The following is a 15,434-nucleotide window of genomic DNA, read 5'->3' on the forward strand; positions in this document are numbered from 1 at the left end:
ACGACAGGATGCTCATGTCCTTATGCGGCATAAGCAAATGCCCGGCCGTAAGACCGACCGGGCATTTGCGCTCAGGCGGGCCGGGCTTGCGGGTACAGGCGATTGCGGTGCAGGGCGATGGCCTCGCGGCAAATGTCGCTCAGCGTGGTGTCGCCCCAGCGTCCCTCCGGGTGCGCCTCGAGGTAGTCCAGCAGGGCGCGGCGCATGCGCGGCTCCCAGAACCGGTGGATGTGGTCGGCGATGCCGTCCAGGCCGCTGGCCCGGTCGGGCATGGCCTCGAAGAAATGGCCGATGCGATTGGCCAGGCGGATGAGGTGTTCGATATTGGTCATGACGCGGTCCCATCCAGGCTCAGGTGCTCGGGGTGTGTGTATATCGTGTATCTGTTTTCGCGGGCGAAGCCGGCCAGCATCATCCGCGCCTCGTCGGCCAGGCGGACCGCCAGCGAGGTCGGGGCCGAGACCGCCACCAGCGCGCCGATGCCGGCCGCGTGGGTTTTTTGCACCATCTCGAAGCTCGCGCGGCTCGAGACCACGACGAAACCCCGGCCGCGCTCCACCGGCTCGCGCAGCAGCCGGCCGATGAGCTTGTCGAGCGCATTGTGGCGGCCGACGTCCTCATACAGGTAAGCGAGCCCGCCTTGCGCATCGGCCCAGGCCGCCGCATGGGTTGCACCTGTGAGATTGTGCAGGGGCTGGCGACGGCGCAACTCGCCCAGCGCCCGTTCGAGGGCGCGGCCCGTCCATGGCTGCGCCGGGACGGGCAGGGGCGGCAGGTCGCGGCGAACCTGCGCCAGGCTTTCGACGCCGCAGAGGCCGCAGCCCGTACGGCCCGCGAGATTGCGATGGCGCAGCTTGAGCGCGTGCAGCCGGGCCGCCGGGATCTGCACCTGGGCGACCAGCCCCTCAGCCGTGGCGTGGACGGCGACGTCGCGCAGTTCGTCGGCGGATTCGATGATGCCTTCGGTGAATGAGAATCCCAGCGCAAGCTCCTCGATATGCAGCGGCGAAGCGAGCAGCGCGGCATGGGCGATGCCGTTGTATTCCAGCGCGACCGCCTGTTCGCAGGCGATCGCGTCCTGGCCGGCGCGTGCACCGCCGGCCTGCGCGCGCAGCACGGGGCCGACGCAATGGCCGGCTGCGCTGCCGGGGTGGTCGGATAGCGGGTCGTAGTCGGCGGGATGCATGGGCGCAAGCCTACCGCTGCAGGGCGTCCATGGCCTCGCGCTCGCGCAGCAGCCGATCCTGCTGGCCTTCGGTGGCCTGCCAATCCTGTTGCCATGCGGAGGGCGCGGTGACCTTGCGGACCTGGACGGCGGTGACCTTGTATTCGGGGCAATCGGTGGCCCAGTCGGTATTGTCCGTCGTCAGGACGTTCGAGCCGCATTCGGGGAAATGGAAGGTCGTGTAGACCACGCCCGGCTGGATGCGATCGGTGACCGTGGCCTTGAGGACTGTTTCCCCTGCGCGGCTCTGGATGGCGACCCGGTCGCCCTCGACGATCCCGCGGTCCTCGGCGTCGTGGGGATGGATCTCGAGCACATCCTCGCTGTGCCAGGCATTGTTGGCCGTGCGCCGGGTCTGCACCCCCGCGTTGTATTGCGACAGGATGCGGCCCGTGGTCATGAGCAGGGGGAATTTCCGGGTGGACCGTTCCTCGGTGGGCACGTAGCGGGTGATCATGAAGCGGCCCTTGCCGCGCACGAATTCGTCGACGTGCATGATCGGCGTGCCTTCGGGCGCCTGGTCGTTGCAGGGCCACTGCACACTGCCGCCCAGCGCCGCGATGCGGCCGAACGACACCCCGGCGAAGGTGGGGGTCAGGCGCGCGATCTCGTCCAGGATCTCGCCCGGGTGGGCATAGTCCATGGGGTAACCCATCGCCCTGGACAAAGCGCAGGTGACCTCCCAGTCGGCCAGGCCGGCCTTGGGCCGCATGACCTGCCGCACGCGCGAGATGCGCCGTTCCGCGTTGGTGAAGGTCCCGTCCTTTTCCAGGAAGGACGAGCCCGGCAGGAACACGTGGGCATACTTGGCCGTCTCGTTGAGGAACATGTCCTGGACGATGACGCACTCCATGGCCTCGAGGGCGCCGACGACGTGCCGGGTGTTGGGATCGGATTGGGCGACGTCCTCGCCCTGGCAGTACAGGCCCTTGAACGAGCCGCTGTGGGCGGCATCGAACATGTTCGGCAGGCGCAGGCCCGGTTCGGGCTGCAGGGCGACGCCCCAGGCCTGTTCGAACAGGCCCCGGACCTGGTCGTCCGAGACGTGGCGGTAGCCTGGGAATTCGTGCGGGAACGAGCCCATGTCGCAGGAGCCCTGGACGTTGTTCTGGCCGCGCAGGGGATTGATGCCCACGCCTTCGCGGCCGATGTTGCCCGTGATCATCGCCAGGTTGGCGATCGCCATGATCGCCGTGGAGCCCTGGCTGTGCTCGGTGACGCCCAGGCCGTAGTAGATGGCGGCATTGCCGCCGGTGGCATAGAGCCGTGCGGCGCCGCGCAGGTCGGCGGCGGGCACGCCGGTGATCGATTCGGTGGCTTCGGGCGCATTTTCCGGCAGGCTGACGAACCGCATCCATTGGTCGAAGGCCTCGGGTTCGCAGCGCGCCTGGACGAAGGCGTGGTCCACCAGGCCCTCGGTGACGATGACGTGGGCCAGGGCGTTGAGCACCGCCACGTTGGTGCCGGGACGCACGGGCAGGTGGAAGTCGGCCTTGACGTGGGGCCCGTCGACCAGCTCGATGCGGCGTGGATCGATCACGATCAGGCGCGCGCCCTCGCGCAGGCGGCGCTTGAGCCGCGAGGCGAAGACCGGGTGGGCCGCGCTGGGGTTGGCGCCCAGGACGATGGCCACGTCCACGTGCATGACCGAGTCGAAGGTCTGCGTGCCGGCGGATTCGCCGATCGTGGTCTTGAGGCCGTAGCCGGTCGGCGAGTGGCAGACGCGTCCGCAGGTGTCGACGTTGTTGTTGCCCATGGCCGCGCGCACGAGCTTCTGGACCAGGTAGGTTTCCTCGTTGGTGCAGCGCGAGGACGTGATGCCGCCAATGGCGTCGACGCCGTACTTGGACTGGATGCGCCGCAGCTCGGAGGCCGCGTAGCCGATGGCCTCATCCCACGAAACCTCGCGCCAGGGATCGGTGATCTTTTCCCGGATCATGGGCTGGGTCAGACGGTCGGCGTGCGTGGCGTAGCCCCATGCGAAGCGGCCCTTGACGCAGGAATGGCCGCGATTGGCCTTGCCGTCCTTCCAGGGCGTCATGCGGATGACCTGCTCGCCTTTCATTTCCGCCTTGAAGCCGCAGCCCACCCCGCAATAGGCGCAGGTGGTGATCACGGCGTGCTCGGCCTGGCCCTGCTCGATGATGGTGTCCTCGATCAGCGAAGAGGTCGGGCAGGCCTGGACGCAGGCGCCGCAGGACACACAGTCGCTGTCCAGGAACCCGTCGTCCTGGCCGGCAATGATGCGTGAATCGAAGCCCCGGCCGCCGATCGTCAGCGCGAAGGTGCCCTGGACCTCGTCGCAGGCCCGGATGCAGCGGCTGCAGACGATGCATTTCGAGGGGTCGTAGGTGAAGTAGGGATTCGAGGTGTCGGCGCGGTCGTCGAGGTGGTTGGCGCCGTCGAATCCATAGCGCACGTTGCGCAGGCCCACCACCCCGGCCATGTCCTGCAGCTCGCAGTCGCCGTTGGCCGGGCATGTCAGGCAGTCCAGCGGATGGTCCGAAATGTAGAGTTCCATGACGTTGCGGCGCAGCGCGTGGAGCCGCGCGTTTTCCGTCCACACCACCATGTCGCCCTCGACCGGCGTGGTACAGGATGCCGGATAGCCGCGACGGCCCTCGATCTGCACCAGGCACAGCCGACAGGAGCCGAAAGCCTCGAGGTTGTCCGAGGCGCACAGCTTGGGAATGTTGATGCCCGAGAGCGCCGCGGCGCGCATCACCGACGTGCCGGCCGGCACGGCCACGGCGATGCCGTCGATGGTGAGCCGGACGAGTTCCGTGGATGGAGACGGCGGCGTCCCCAGGTCGCGGTCGCGCTTGACGACGGTTTCCAGCATGGCGGGCTCCTAGGCGGTTTGCGCTGCGGCGGGTACGCGGGCGAGGCCGAAGTCCTCGGGGAAATGTTCGAGCGCCGACAGCACCGGGTAGGGCGTCATGCCGCCCAGGGCGCACAGCGATCCGGCGACCATGGTGTCGCACAGCTCGCGCAGCAGCGCGGCCTGTTCCTCGCGAGCCTCGTCGCGGCGGATCTTGCCGATGACCTCGGTGCCCCGTACCGAGCCGATGCGGCAGGGGGTGCACTTGCCGCAGGACTCGATGGCACAGAATTCCATGGCGTATTCGGCCATGGCCGCCATGTCGACCGTGTCGTCGAAAGCCACCACGCCGCCGTGCCCGAGCATGGCGGAAATCCCGATGAAGGCTTCGTAGTCCAGCGGCGTGTCCCATTGGGATTCCGGCAGGTACGCGCCCAGGGGGCCGCCCACCTGCACCGCGCGCAGCGGCCGGCCCGATGCGCTGCCGCCGCCATAATCGAACAGCAGCTCGCGCAGGGTCAGGCCAAAGGCCTTTTCCACCAGGCCGCCGCGGCGGATGTTGCCGGCGATCTGGAACGGCAGGCTGCCGCGGGACTTGCCCATGCCGAAGTCTCGGTAGTGGGCGGCGCCCCGTGCGAGGATGATGGGCACCGTGGCGAGGGAAATGACGTTGTTGATGACGGTGGGGCAGCCGAACAGGCCGCGCACGGCGGGCAGGGGCGGCTTGGCGCGCACCATGCCGCGGCGCCCCTCCAGGCTGTCCAGCAGGGCCGTTTCCTCGCCGCAGATGTAGGCACCGGCGCCGCGCCGCAGCTCGATGTCGAAGGACAGGCCCGAGTCCTGGATGTTTTCGCCCAGCCAGCCGCCCTGTCGGGCCAGCGCCAAGGCGGCGGCCAGCACGGCCTCGGCCTGGGGATATTCAGAACGCACGTACAGATAGCCGCAGGACGCGCCCACCGCCAGCCCGGCGATGGCCATGCCCTCGATCAGCGACAGGGGATCGCCCTCCATCAGCATGCGGTCGGAAAACGTGCCCGAGTCGCCCTCGTCGGCGTTGCACACGATGAACTTGCGCGGCGCCGGCGTATCCAGCACGGTGCGCCACTTGATGCCTGTCGGGAACGCGGCGCCGCCGCGGCCTCGCAGGCCCGAGTCGGAGACCTCGGCGACGATGTCGGCGGGCGCCATGGCCAGCGCCCTGCGCAGGCCGGCAAATCCGCCGTGCGCCTCATAGTCCGGGATGCTGAGCGGGTCGATCACGCCCACGCGGGCAAAGGTCAGGCGTTCCTGCGTGCGCAGGAACGGGATATCGTCGGTCGGACCGTGGCACAAGGGGTGGTCCGCGCCGTCCGCACAGGCGGCCTCCAGGACCGAGGGCACGTCGGCGAGCGACACCGGTCCGTAGGCCACGCGGCCGGCCGGCGTCTGCACCTCGACCAGGGGCTCCAGCCAGTGCATGCCGCGCGAGCCGTTGCGCACGACGCGCAGCGCGATCCCGCGGCGGGCGGCTTCGTCGCGGAAGGCCCCGGCCAGGGCGTCGGCGCCCATGGCGATGGCGGCGGTGTCCAGGGGCACGTACAGGGTTTTCATCTCAGGCCTCCGGGCACTGCGCCAGCAGGGCATCCAGCTTTTCGGGACTCATGCGGGCATGGGGCCGGCCGTTGATCATGACGGCAGGCGACTGGGCGCACAGCCCTAGGCAATAGACAGGGTCCAGCGAGACCTCGGCCGTGCCCGCCGCCGCGACCCGCGCCTCGGCGTGCGCATACAGGGCCTGCCCGCCGCAGGCCTGACAGGATTCGGCGCGACAGACCTCGAGACGCACGGGCGCCGGCGCCGCGCGCCGGAAATGGCTGTAGAAGCCGACCACGCCATGAACCTCGGCGCGCGAGCGCTGGATGCCTGCGGCGATCTGGACCACGGCGGCGTCGGGAATGTAGCCGATCGCGTCCTGCACGGCATGCAGGATGGGCAGCAGCGAACCTTCCTGCCCCGCATGCCGCAGCAGGATGTCGCGCACCAGCTCAGTGGGGTCCAGCGGGCATGCCGCAACCGTGTTCCGAGGTGCATCCATGGGTCGTCTCCTGGGCATCGACGGCGAGCGATGCGCCTTAATATGTTTTAATTTGCATAATGATATTCCGGCCGTTGACTTACTCTACTATAGAAAATGATTTGGATTCAATAAGATAAAAAGTGCATATAAAAACAGGGGTACTGATTTATATGTATAAAAATTCCTATTAATAGATTTGGGAGAAGGCATGGCGGTTTATCGATTCAAACCGAAGCTCAAATCCGAGTGGTTTCTGGAAAAGCAGAGCGGCGAGATCCTCGCCATGGGCGAGGTCCTGCAATTGCTCGCCGCCGTGGACGAATGCGGCCACATCGCCGGCGCCTGTCAGGCGCGGCGCATCTCCTATCGCCATGCCTGGGGCCTGCTGCGCAAGGCCGAGGCGGAATTCCAGACCGCCCTGATCGAGACCTCCCGGCGGCGCGGCTCGCGCCTGACGAACTTCGCCCGGCATCTGCTGTGGGCCAATCGCCGCATCGACGCGCGGCTGGCGCCGACCTTCGAGAGCATCGCCTCCGAGCTGCAGGACGAACTGCAGCGCCTCTATTCCGAGGAGCTGTCCGTCTTGCGCCTGCACGCCAGCCACGGTTTCGCCGTCGAGGGCCTGATGCGCCTGGCCAACGACCAGGACATGATGCCGCTCGAACTGCGCTATCGCACGGGGATCGAGGCGCTGGCCTCTCTGGACCGCCGGGAATGCGACCTGGCAGGCTTCCAGGTGCCGGGCGCCTCGTATGAAAAACCGATCCTGCGGCACTACGCGCGCTGGCTCAACCCCGACCGCATGCTGCTGCTGCACCTGGCCGAGCGCAACACCGGCCTGTTCGTCCAGTCCGGCAATCCCAAGGACATCCGCTCGATCGCCGACCTCGTGCGCCCCGACGTGCGCTTCGTCAATCGGCAGATCGGCTCCAGCACCCGCTACCTGGTGCATCTGATGCTCGAAGAGCTGGACATCGATCCGAACGAGGTGCGGGGCTTCGACACCGGCGAATTCACGCACATGGCCATCGCCGCCCACATCGCCAGCGGCATGGCCGACGTCGGCATCGGCGTGGAGACCGCGGCCTGGCGCTGCGGCCTGGCCTTCATCCCGCTCGCCAAGGAACGATATTTCTTCGGGATCAACAAAGATCTGGTGGGGACCCACGCCTTGCAGCGCCTGCTCGACCTGATGAACGGCGAGGCCTACCAGTCATACGTCAAGGACCTGGTGGGCTACGATTGCCGGCTGATGGGGCAGGTGCAGACGCTGGAGCAGGCCTTCGGCAAGGACATTCCCAGGGCGCTGCATTAAGGTGGCTGCGAGCGCACCGGGCGGCTCAGGCCCGCCAGTGCGCCCAGCCTTCCTCCAGCCATTCATCCAGCATGGACCGGACCCCGGCCGGCAGCGCGCGCACCGCCTCGGCCGCCAGCCAGCGGCGGTCGGCCAGCGCTTCGAGGCCAGGCTGCGGCGCGGCAGGGGCGACCTCGCCATTGATGAACAGCTGCCCGCCGCCATACATCAGCCGCGTGCAGCGATCCAGCACCAGCCGTCCCTCGGGGACCGCGTCCGCCAGCGAGATCGGCTCGTCGGGCGGATCGAACAGGGCACTGTCGGGCAGGGTGGTCAGCCACTGGCCCAGGAACCGGGCCGCCACCGCCTGGTCCAGCCGTATCCGTTCCAGGGTGTCGAGCGTGGCGGCGATCAGCGCCTCGGGCAAGGCGGCGGGGTGGCGAGTGGCGGGTGCGCCCGCGTCCTCGTACAGGCCCGACAGATCCGGTCCTGGCAGGGCGGGCTGGCCGTAGAGTCCGGGGTCCTCGAGGAACTGCGCCGAGACCTGGTCGGCCGCGGCTTCCAGCAGGCCGCGCGCCAGGGCGGCGCGGCTGGGCACGCGAAAGCCGATGGAGATCGTCATGCAATCGCCGATGGCGATGCCGTCGTGGCTGGCATGCGGCGGCAGATACAGCATGTCGCCGGGTTCGAGGACAAAGTCCTGCTCGGGCCGGAAGTCCTGGAGGATCTTCAGCGGCAAGCCCGGCACCAGCGCGCGGTCCGCCTGCTGGCTGATGCGCCAGCGCCGCCGGCCGTGCGCCTGCAGCAGGAACACGTCGTAGCTGTCGTAATGCGGGCCGACGCCGCCGTCGTCGGAGGCGATGCTGATCATCGTGTCGTCCAGCCGCGCATCGGAAATGAAGCGGAAACGCCGCATCAAGCCCGCGATGGCATCGTCGTGCAAGTCCACGCCCTGCACCAGCAGCGTCCAGTTCGGGCGTGTCGCCGGAGGCAGACGCGTGAAGGGGCCGCGTTTCATGGCCCAGCCGCGCGCACCATGCGAGACCAGCCGCGATTCCACTTCCTCGCGCCGGGCGAGGGTCTTGATGTCGGCCATCGTCAGCGGTGGCGCGAAGTCCGGGATCGCCTGGCGGATCAACAGGGGCTTGCGCTGCCAGTAGTCCCGCATGAACGCCTGCGGCGTCAGGCCGCCCAACAGTGCCGCGGGCTGGTCGATGTCGAGGATGTCGGTGCTCATGATGGCCTCACAGGAAATCGCGGCGCAGCTGATAGAGCAGTTCCAGCGCCTCGCGCGGCGTGAGCGTGTCGGGATCCAGGTTCTGCAGGGCCGACTTGAGGGGCGCGTCCGGATCCTCGTCCTCGTCCTCGACCTCCTGGATGAATAGCGCCAGTTGGGAATCCGCGCGGTTGCGCGCCTCGAGCTCGGCCAGCTCGCGCCGGGCATGGCGGATGACCACCTGGGGAATCCCGGCGCGCTGCGCCACGTGCAGCCCGTAGCTCTGGTTGGCGGGCCCTTTGCGCACCTCGTGCAGGAACACCACCCCGTCGGCCGTGTCCGCGGCCGCCAGGTGCACGTTGAGGGCGCCGTGGGCCTTTTCCGGCAGGCGCGTCATCTCGAAATAATGCGTGGCGAACAGCACCAGCGCGCGGTTGTGCGTCAGCAGCCGGTGGGCGATGGCCCAGGCCAGCGCCAGCCCGTCGTAGGTCGACGTCCCGCGCCCGATCTCGTCCATCAGCACCAGGCTGCGCGGCGTGCTGGCGGCCAGGATCGCGCCGGCCTCCATCATTTCCATCATGAAGGTCGAGCGCCCGCCCGCCAGATCGTCGGCCGCGCCGATGCGCGTGAAGATCCGGTCGATCGGGCCGATCTCGGCGCGGCTGGCCGGCACGTAACTGCCCATGCGCGCCAGCAGCGTGATCAGCGCCACCTGGCGCATGTAGGTGGACTTGCCGCCCATGTTGGGGCCCGTGATCAGCAGCATGCGGCGTTCCGCATCCATGGCGCAATCATTGGGGGTGAAGACCTCGATGCTGTGCTCGACCACCGGGTGGCGGCCGGCCTCGATCAGCACCTTGGGCGCGTCGCACAGCGTCGGCGCCGTCCAGCCATTGTCCAGCGCATGCCTGGCGAGGCTGGCGAGCGCATCGATCCGTGCCAGCGCCGCGGCGCTGCGCGCCAGCGCCCCCGCGTGCGCCGCCGTGTGTTCCAGCAACTCGTCGAACAAGGCCTTTTCGCGGGCCAGGCCGCGTTCGCGCGCCGACAGGACCTTGTCCTCCCAGGTCTTGAGCTCGGGCGTGATGTAGCGCTCGGCGTTCTTCAGCGTCTGGCGGCGCCGGTAGTCCGCGGGCACCTTGTCGGCCTGGCCGCGCGTCACCTCGATATAGAAACCATGGACGCGGTTGTACTCGACCCGCAGATTGACGATGCCGGTGCGCTCGCGTTCGCGCGCCTCGATCTCCAGCAGGAACTCGCCGTTGTCGCCGGCCAGCTTGCGCAGCGTATCCAGTTCCTCGTCGTAGCCCTCGGCGATCACCCCGCCTTCGCGGATCATCAGCGCCGGCTCCGCGGCGACGGCGCGCGCCAGCAGCGCGCGCAGCGCATCCTCGACCGGGATGGCCCGCACGTCCTCCAGCAGCATGCCGCCCGCCTCGAAACGTGCCTCGGCGAGGGCCGCGATCGCGGGCAGGCCGCCCAGGGCCTCGCGCAGGCTCGCGAGCTCGCGTGGCCGGATCGTGCGCAGCGCCAGGCGGGTCGCCATGCGTTCCAGGTCGGGCAGCGCGTCCAGGGCGCGCGACAGCTCGCGCAGCGCCGCCGCGGCGTCCCCGTCGCGCGCCTTCAAGAGGCAGGTGATGGCGTCCTGGCGCGACCGCGCCTTGGGATTCTCGCGCAGCGGCGCCTGCAGCCAGCGGCGCAGCTGGCGGCTGCCCATCGGCGTATGGCAGTGATCCAGGGTCGAGAACAGCGTGGGCCCCTCGCCGTCGCCCAGTGATTCGGTGAGCTCCAGATTGCGGCGGGTCGCGGGATCCAGCACGACGTACTCGCCGCCCGCATCCACGGCGAGCGTTTGCACATGGCTGAGCGCCTGGGACTGCGTGGCGCCCACGTAGCGCAGCAGGGCTCCCGCCGCGCGTGTGGCCAGCGGCAGCGGATCGAGGCCGAAGCCGCCCAGCACGTCCACGCCGAAATGCGTCATTAGCGTTTCGCGGGCGCCGTCGGTCTCGAAATGCCATTCCGGTGCGCGGCTGACCGTCAGGCCCGCGGCCTCGGCGGGCGGCTCGGCGCGCTCCGCGCACAGCAGCTCGGCCGGCGCGATGCGCCCCAGCTCCGTATCCAGCATGGCGGGGGCGCATTCGCAGACCTTGAATTCGCCGTTTGCCAGGTTCATCCAGGCCAGCCCGACCGCGTCGCGCTGGCGTCCCTGCCCAGCCACGAGGGCGGCGATGATCCGGTCGGACTTCGCCGGCAGCAAGGCATCGTCCGTCAGCGTGCCGGGCGTCACCACGCGCACGATCCGGCGCTCGACCGGTCCCTTGCTGGCGGCGGGATCGCCGACCTGCTCGCAGATCGCAATCGATTCACCCAGCGCCACCAGGCGTGCCAGGTAGCCCTCCATCGCATGGAAAGGCACGCCCGCCATCGGGATGGGAGCGCCATTGGAGGTGCCGCGCTTGGTCAGCGTCAGGTTCAACAGACGCGCCCCACGCTCGGCGTCCTCGTAGAACATCTCGTAGAAATCACCCATGCGGTAGAACAGCAGATGCGGGCCGGCCTGGGCCTTCAGCTTTAGATACTGCTGCATCATGGGGGTGTGGTTGGAGAGGTCGGGGGTGGACATGCTAGGGAATTGATCTGCTTGGTTGGGAGGGCCTGAGGGTATTATCGTCGATGGTGAAGGTATGAGTGGGGGCGGTTGAGCTTTGGCGGCCAACATCGATGGCAAAAACAAGAACCTCTATCTGGACCTGCACCGTCGTTTTCACTTTACGCTGTACGATGCGGCTGACATGCCGCTGATCCGCGACACCACGGAAACGCTATGGCTGCGCTGCGGTCCGGCCCTGAACGCCGTGCTGGAGGATTACGTGCCCAATCTCAAGCGCAACGATTACCACCGGGCCACGGTCGAGGCCTTGAGGGAGGGTGACATGGGCAAGGTCGTGCAATGCATCCGCCAGGACATCCAGGAAGCCGGCGTCTACATCGACCAGCAGCTGCGGACTATGCGCGATGCCTGAATCGCAAGCCATGGGCGGCGAGGCCGCCAGGCGTTTGCCGTTCTTCACCATCGGCCACTCGAACCGTGACCTCGAATCCTTTGTTGCGTTGCTGGACGAGGCCGGCGTCGAATGCGTCATCGACATCCGGACCGTGCCGCGCTCGCGCGCCAATCCGCAGTTCAATCGGGACGCCTTGCCCGATGCGCTGGCCGCCCATCAGGTGTCGTACGAGCACCTGGCGGCCTTGGGCGGCCTGCGTGGCAAGTCGAAGTCCGTGTCCCCCGAGGTCAATGGCTTCTGGGAGAACGACAGCTTTCACAACTATGCCGACTACGCGCTGTCCGAGGCCTTCCGCGAGGGGCTGGACCAGTTGCTGGCGCGCGGACGCACCCTGCGTTGCGCCTTCATGTGCTCCGAGGCGGTCTGGTGGCGCTGCCATCGCCGCATCGTCGCCGACCACCTGCTGGCGCGAGGCGAGTCGGTCTTCCATATCATGGCACCGGGCCGCATCGAGCCCGCGCGCCTGACGCCGGGCGCAGTCCCCCGGCCTGAGGGCGGGGTGGTTTATCCGGGTGAATCCGGGCCCAGGCCTTGAAGGCCGGGAAGGGCGCCGTCGGGCCGGGTGACTGGGGATCGCTCGCGGACGACGGTAACGCCGCGCGGGTCGAGACCGATGTCGCCGGCCTGTTCCTCGGCGCAGACGCCAAGGTCGGTCACGGTTGGCGGCTTGGCGTGGTCCTGGGGCACACCGATGGGCGGGTTCGCGTGGACCAGCGCGCCTCGCGCTCGAGCGTCAAGAGCGACACGGGCGCCGTCTACGGCGGCCGCGGCTGGGATCTGGGCGCCGCGGGCCGCCTCAACTGGCTGGCCGGCGCAGCCTACACCCGCCATGCCGTCGACAGCCGGCGTGAACTGACGATCGGCGTGGCCGCCCTGGCCAATCTTCGACCCACAATCCCAAGTATTTATCGCACAAGGGGATTGTCGAATAAGTCACGCATTGTCCATGGACTTGTCCACATCTTGCGTGGACAAGTCCGGCGCGATGGCCGACGCCGCTAAAATAGCCCGCGTCTGCATGGCCGGCGCATCGATCCACGGCCGCTACTTCGAGGATGACAACCATGGATGACCTGAACAAATTCGTCGCCGCCTTGCCCGACCTGCACCACATGGCGGTCCAGGGCCTGATCACCCTGATCATTCTGGTGGTGGGCTGGACACTGTCCTCCCTGGCCGCGCACGGCGTGCGGCGCCTGGCCTCGCGCTCCACCCGCATCGACCCCACGGTGGTTCCGATCCTGCGCAGCGTCACGGTGTGGACCATCCGCACGGTGGTGCTGCTGGCGGTGCTGGCGCGCCTGGGCGTCCAGACCGCGAGCCTCATCGCCATGCTGGGCGCCGCCGGCCTGGCGGTCGGTCTGGCCCTGCAGGGTACGCTGCAGAACATCGCCGCGGGCATCATGCTGCTGATCCTGCGCCCGGTGCGCGCGGGCGAATATGTATCGATCGCGGGGCAGGGCGAGGGGACGGTGGACGAGGTCGGGCTGTTCATGACGCGGCTCATCCAGTTCGACGGGGTGCACCTGCTGTTGCCCAACAGTTCGGTCTGGGGCAATGCGGTGATCAACTACAGCCGCAACGCCTCGCGGCGCCTGGACGTCGCCATCGGCGTGCGCTATGGAGACGATCTGGACCAGGCGATCGCCGCGCTGCGCGCGCTCGTGGAGGGACGCGACGATGTGCTGCCGGATCCCGCGCCGAGGGTGATGGCCACGGAATACCGCGACAGCGCCGTGATGGTCAATATCCGGGTATGGACGCCCGCCGACAAGTACTGGGATTTGCGCTTCGACCTGTATCGCGAGGCGGCGCAGGCGCTGCAGCGCGCCGGCCTGAAGACGCCGATTCCCTTGCGCGAGGTGCGCGCGGTGCCCGCCGCGTCGGCTGCCGCCGCGGCGGAAGACTGACGGGGCTATTCGACCATTCGATTCAAGCGTTCGGCATCCAGCGGCTTCTGGCCGTTCTCGACGCGCTGCCCCAAGTCTTCCATGGCCTTGCACAGGCGCGTGATCCGTTTTTCCTGGCTGGCGGCATGGTCGATGAGTTCGTGCAGGACCTGGATCAGCGGGTCGTCGTCGCCGCGATCGACCGCGTAGGCGGCGAATTCCGCGGCGCCCTGGGTGGGGCCTTGGGCAGTACGCGCTTCCGGGCGTCCGCGGTCGAGCAGGTCCTGCAGCGGCTTGGCCGTCCAGTCCGTCTGGCAGGGCAGGGGCGCGGCGCCTTCGTCCGTGGGCGGTACGGACCCGGCCGCCTGAGCCGGCGCCTGCGCGGGTGCCCCGGCTGGCGCGGGAGCCTCGGCCGAACCCGGTTCCTCGCTTGCATGCGCGTCGTCCTTGAGGATGACGCGCGCCGGGTTGCCCACCGCCGTTGCGCCTGGCGGCACGGGTTTGATCACCACGGCGTTCGAGCCGACGCGGGCGTGCGCGCCGACCGTGAAGCCGCCCAGGATCTGGGCGCCCGCGCCGACCACCACGCCCTCCTCGAGGGTGGGGTGGCGCTTTTCGCCCTTGTACAGGCGGGTGCCGCCCAGGGTGACGCCCTGGTAGATGGTGCAGTCGTCGCCCACGACGGCGGTCTCGCCGATGACGACGCCGAATCCGTGGTCGATGAAGACCCGCCGGCCGATCTGCGCGCCGGGGTGGATTTCGATGCCGGTGAGGATGCGGCCCAGGTGCGAGACGAACCGCCCCGCCCACAGCCAGCCGCGGCGCCACAATCCGTGGGCCAGCCGGTGCACCAGGATGGCGTGCAGCCCCGGATAACAGGTGAGGATCTCGAGGCGGCTGCGTGCCGCCGGGTCGCGCTGGTGTATGCAGTCGATGTCTTCGCGTAGCTGTTTGAACATGATCATTCCACGTGTGGCAGCCCCGTGTCGCCCGGGCCGCCGCGGGCGGCGCGTGCGGTCTTGACCATGGCGGTGCACATGCCGCGCAGCATGTCGACCTCGTCGGTGCTGGGGCGGGCGCGGGTCAGGAGCTGGCGCATGCGGGGCAGGAGCTTCTTGGGGTGCAAGGGATCGAGAAAGCCGACCTCGACCAGGGCCTGCTCGAGATGCGCGAGCATCGCCTGCAGGCGCGCGCTGCTGGCCGGATCGGCGCCGGGGTCGTGCCGGGCGTGCGTGTCGGGCAGCCGGGCATCGCCGGACAGGGGCAGCAGGGCATAGCGCAGTTCCCAGGCCGCGAGCTGCAGGGCCTGCGAGACGTTGAGCGAGCTGTATGCCGGGTTGGCGGGGATGTGGCAGACATTCTGGCACAGGGTGATGTCCTCGTTGGACAATCCCGAGCGCTCGGTGCCCAGCACCACCGCCACGCCGGTGAGGTCGCTGGCGGCGAGGTGCCGCGCCGCCAGGACGGCCGCCTCGCGGATGTCGCAGGGCGGTGGCCCCAGCGCGCGTGCGCGCGCCGTCAGCGCAAAGGCCAGGGTCGTCGGCCCCAGCGCCTCGGCGAGACTGGCCCGGATCTGCGCGTGCCGCAGGACATCGCCCGCGCCGCTGGCGAGCGCGATCGCCTCGGGGTGTGCCAGGACATCGGGCAGCGCGGGGTCGACCAGCGTCAGGTCGCCGAAGCCCATGGTCTTGATCGCCCGCGCCGCCGAGCCCACGTTGCCGGGGTGGCTGGGACTCACCATGATGAACCGCACGCGTCCGAATGGACCGGCCGTGGCGGCCGCGTTTTCAGGGGGTTCTTGTGGAGTCATTTAAAATAGAGGACTTTCCATGCCCTAGCCGGTGTTGTCGTTGCAAACAGCCGGTGTGGCC

The 15,434-nt window shown here is 68.7% G+C and carries 14 protein-coding genes; 5 read left to right on the forward strand and 9 right to left on the reverse strand.

Annotation, left to right across the window (positions count from 1 at the left end; translation table 11 throughout):
- Positions 1 to 71: 71 nt before the first annotated feature.
- The 5 genes from OOZ48_RS04660 to OOZ48_RS04680 are packed head-to-tail and all read right to left on the reverse strand — an operon-like array spanning position 72 to position 6,120.
- A complete protein-coding gene (locus OOZ48_RS04660; RefSeq protein WP_269496094.1) occupies positions 72 to 332 on the reverse strand; it encodes a formate dehydrogenase subunit delta in 261 nt (86 codons plus the stop codon).
- Positions 329 to 1,186 carry a formate dehydrogenase accessory sulfurtransferase FdhD gene (gene fdhD / locus OOZ48_RS04665; RefSeq protein ID WP_269496096.1) on the reverse strand — a complete coding sequence of 286 codons (858 nt, stop codon included), beginning with the start codon at positions 1,184 to 1,186 and terminating at the stop codon, positions 329 to 331. The genes OOZ48_RS04660 and fdhD overlap by 4 nt, the downstream gene beginning before the upstream one ends.
- Before the next feature lie 10 nt (positions 1,187 to 1,196).
- Positions 1,197 to 4,067: a formate dehydrogenase subunit alpha gene (fdhF, locus tag OOZ48_RS04670; RefSeq protein WP_269496099.1), complete on the reverse strand. Its 2,871-nt coding sequence runs from the start codon at positions 4,065 to 4,067 to the stop codon at positions 1,197 to 1,199.
- A gap of 9 nt (positions 4,068 to 4,076) precedes the next feature.
- On the reverse strand, positions 4,077 to 5,636 hold the full coding sequence (locus tag OOZ48_RS04675; protein ID WP_269496101.1) for a formate dehydrogenase beta subunit: 1,560 nt from the start codon (positions 5,634 to 5,636) through the stop codon (positions 4,077 to 4,079).
- A 1-nt stretch (position 5,637) separates the two neighbouring features.
- Entirely contained in the window at positions 5,638 to 6,120 is a 483-nt protein-coding gene (locus OOZ48_RS04680; RefSeq protein WP_269496103.1) for an NAD(P)H-dependent oxidoreductase subunit E, read from the reverse strand.
- A 190-nt stretch (positions 6,121 to 6,310) separates the two neighbouring features.
- Between OOZ48_RS04680 and OOZ48_RS04685 the strand changes: the two genes are divergently transcribed.
- Positions 6,311 to 7,417, forward strand: a complete 1,107-nt coding sequence (locus OOZ48_RS04685; RefSeq protein ID WP_269496105.1) for a substrate-binding domain-containing protein — start codon at positions 6,311 to 6,313, stop codon at positions 7,415 to 7,417.
- Positions 7,418 to 7,442: 25 nt separating this feature from the next.
- Here the strand turns inward: OOZ48_RS04685 and OOZ48_RS04690 are convergent, their stop codons facing one another.
- Both OOZ48_RS04690 and mutS read right to left on the reverse strand, forming a co-directional pair.
- On the reverse strand, positions 7,443 to 8,633 hold the full coding sequence (locus OOZ48_RS04690) for a JmjC domain-containing protein (protein WP_269496107.1): 1,191 nt from the start codon (positions 8,631 to 8,633) through the stop codon (positions 7,443 to 7,445).
- Between the two features lie 7 nt (positions 8,634 to 8,640).
- Positions 8,641 to 11,232: a DNA mismatch repair protein MutS gene (gene mutS, locus OOZ48_RS04695; protein WP_269496110.1), complete on the reverse strand. Its 2,592-nt coding sequence runs from the start codon at positions 11,230 to 11,232 to the stop codon at positions 8,641 to 8,643.
- Positions 11,233 to 11,314: 82 nt separating this feature from the next.
- On the opposite strand from mutS, the gene OOZ48_RS04700 reads away from it, so the two are divergent.
- The 4 genes from OOZ48_RS04700 to OOZ48_RS04715 all read left to right on the forward strand — a co-directional run bounded on the left by OOZ48_RS04700 (position 11,315) and on the right by OOZ48_RS04715 (position 13,584).
- Complete coding sequence (locus OOZ48_RS04700) at positions 11,315 to 11,632, forward strand: FCD domain-containing protein (protein WP_269496112.1); 318 nt, start codon at positions 11,315 to 11,317, stop codon at positions 11,630 to 11,632.
- Entirely contained in the window at positions 11,625 to 12,209 is a 585-nt protein-coding gene (locus tag OOZ48_RS04705; protein WP_269496114.1) for a DUF488 domain-containing protein, read from the forward strand. Before OOZ48_RS04700 ends, OOZ48_RS04705 begins: the two co-directional genes overlap by 8 nt.
- Complete coding sequence (locus tag OOZ48_RS04710; RefSeq protein ID WP_269496116.1) at positions 12,206 to 12,676, forward strand: autotransporter outer membrane beta-barrel domain-containing protein; 471 nt, start codon at positions 12,206 to 12,208, stop codon at positions 12,674 to 12,676. The genes OOZ48_RS04705 and OOZ48_RS04710 overlap by 4 nt, the downstream gene beginning before the upstream one ends.
- 62 nt (positions 12,677 to 12,738) lie before the next feature.
- The gene (locus tag OOZ48_RS04715) at positions 12,739 to 13,584 is read left to right on the forward strand and encodes a mechanosensitive ion channel family protein (RefSeq protein WP_442867526.1); all 846 of its coding nucleotides are present in this window, start codon (positions 12,739 to 12,741) and stop codon (positions 13,582 to 13,584) included.
- 5 nt (positions 13,585 to 13,589) lie between these two features.
- On the opposite strand, the gene cysE is transcribed toward OOZ48_RS04715, so the two are convergent.
- Both cysE and OOZ48_RS04725 read right to left on the reverse strand, forming a co-directional pair.
- Complete coding sequence (gene cysE / locus OOZ48_RS04720) at positions 13,590 to 14,522, reverse strand: serine O-acetyltransferase (protein WP_269496118.1); 933 nt, start codon at positions 14,520 to 14,522, stop codon at positions 13,590 to 13,592.
- A gap of 2 nt (positions 14,523 to 14,524) precedes the next feature.
- Positions 14,525 to 15,373: an RNA methyltransferase gene (locus tag OOZ48_RS04725; RefSeq protein ID WP_269496119.1), complete on the reverse strand. Its 849-nt coding sequence runs from the start codon at positions 15,371 to 15,373 to the stop codon at positions 14,525 to 14,527.
- Positions 15,374 to 15,434: the final 61 nt, after the last annotated feature.

This window comes from Castellaniella sp. S9 (assembly GCF_027257175.1).
In the GTDB taxonomy this organism is placed as follows: Bacteria; Pseudomonadota; Gammaproteobacteria; order Burkholderiales; family Burkholderiaceae_B; genus Castellaniella.

What these genes read in the sequence shown, in the direction of transcription:
- OOZ48_RS04705 (WP_269496114.1), top strand. Translation starts at nt 11,625, where the DNA reads ATGCCTGAATCGCAAGCCATGGGCGGCGAGGCCGCCAGGCGTTTGCCG.
- OOZ48_RS04715 (WP_442867526.1), top strand. Translation starts at nt 12,739, where the DNA reads ATGGATGACCTGAACAAATTCGTCGCCGCCTTGCCCGACCTGCACCAC.
- mutS (WP_269496110.1), bottom strand. Translation starts at nt 11,232, where the DNA reads ATGTCCACCCCCGACCTCTCCAACCACACCCCCATGATGCAGCAGTAT.
- OOZ48_RS04685 (WP_269496105.1), top strand. Translation starts at nt 6,311, where the DNA reads ATGGCGGTTTATCGATTCAAACCGAAGCTCAAATCCGAGTGGTTTCTG.
- OOZ48_RS04660 (WP_269496094.1), bottom strand. Translation starts at nt 332, where the DNA reads ATGACCAATATCGAACACCTCATCCGCCTGGCCAATCGCATCGGCCAT.
- fdhD (WP_269496096.1), bottom strand. Translation starts at nt 1,186, where the DNA reads ATGCATCCCGCCGACTACGACCCGCTATCCGACCACCCCGGCAGCGCA.
- OOZ48_RS04690 (WP_269496107.1), bottom strand. Translation starts at nt 8,633, where the DNA reads ATGAGCACCGACATCCTCGACATCGACCAGCCCGCGGCACTGTTGGGC.
- cysE (WP_269496118.1), bottom strand. Translation starts at nt 14,522, where the DNA reads ATGTTCAAACAGCTACGCGAAGACATCGACTGCATACACCAGCGCGAC.
- OOZ48_RS04725 (WP_269496119.1), bottom strand. Translation starts at nt 15,373, where the DNA reads ATGACTCCACAAGAACCCCCTGAAAACGCGGCCGCCACGGCCGGTCCA.
- fdhF (WP_269496099.1), bottom strand. Translation starts at nt 4,067, where the DNA reads ATGCTGGAAACCGTCGTCAAGCGCGACCGCGACCTGGGGACGCCGCCG.
- OOZ48_RS04675 (WP_269496101.1), bottom strand. Translation starts at nt 5,636, where the DNA reads ATGAAAACCCTGTACGTGCCCCTGGACACCGCCGCCATCGCCATGGGC.
- OOZ48_RS04680 (WP_269496103.1), bottom strand. Translation starts at nt 6,120, where the DNA reads ATGGATGCACCTCGGAACACGGTTGCGGCATGCCCGCTGGACCCCACT.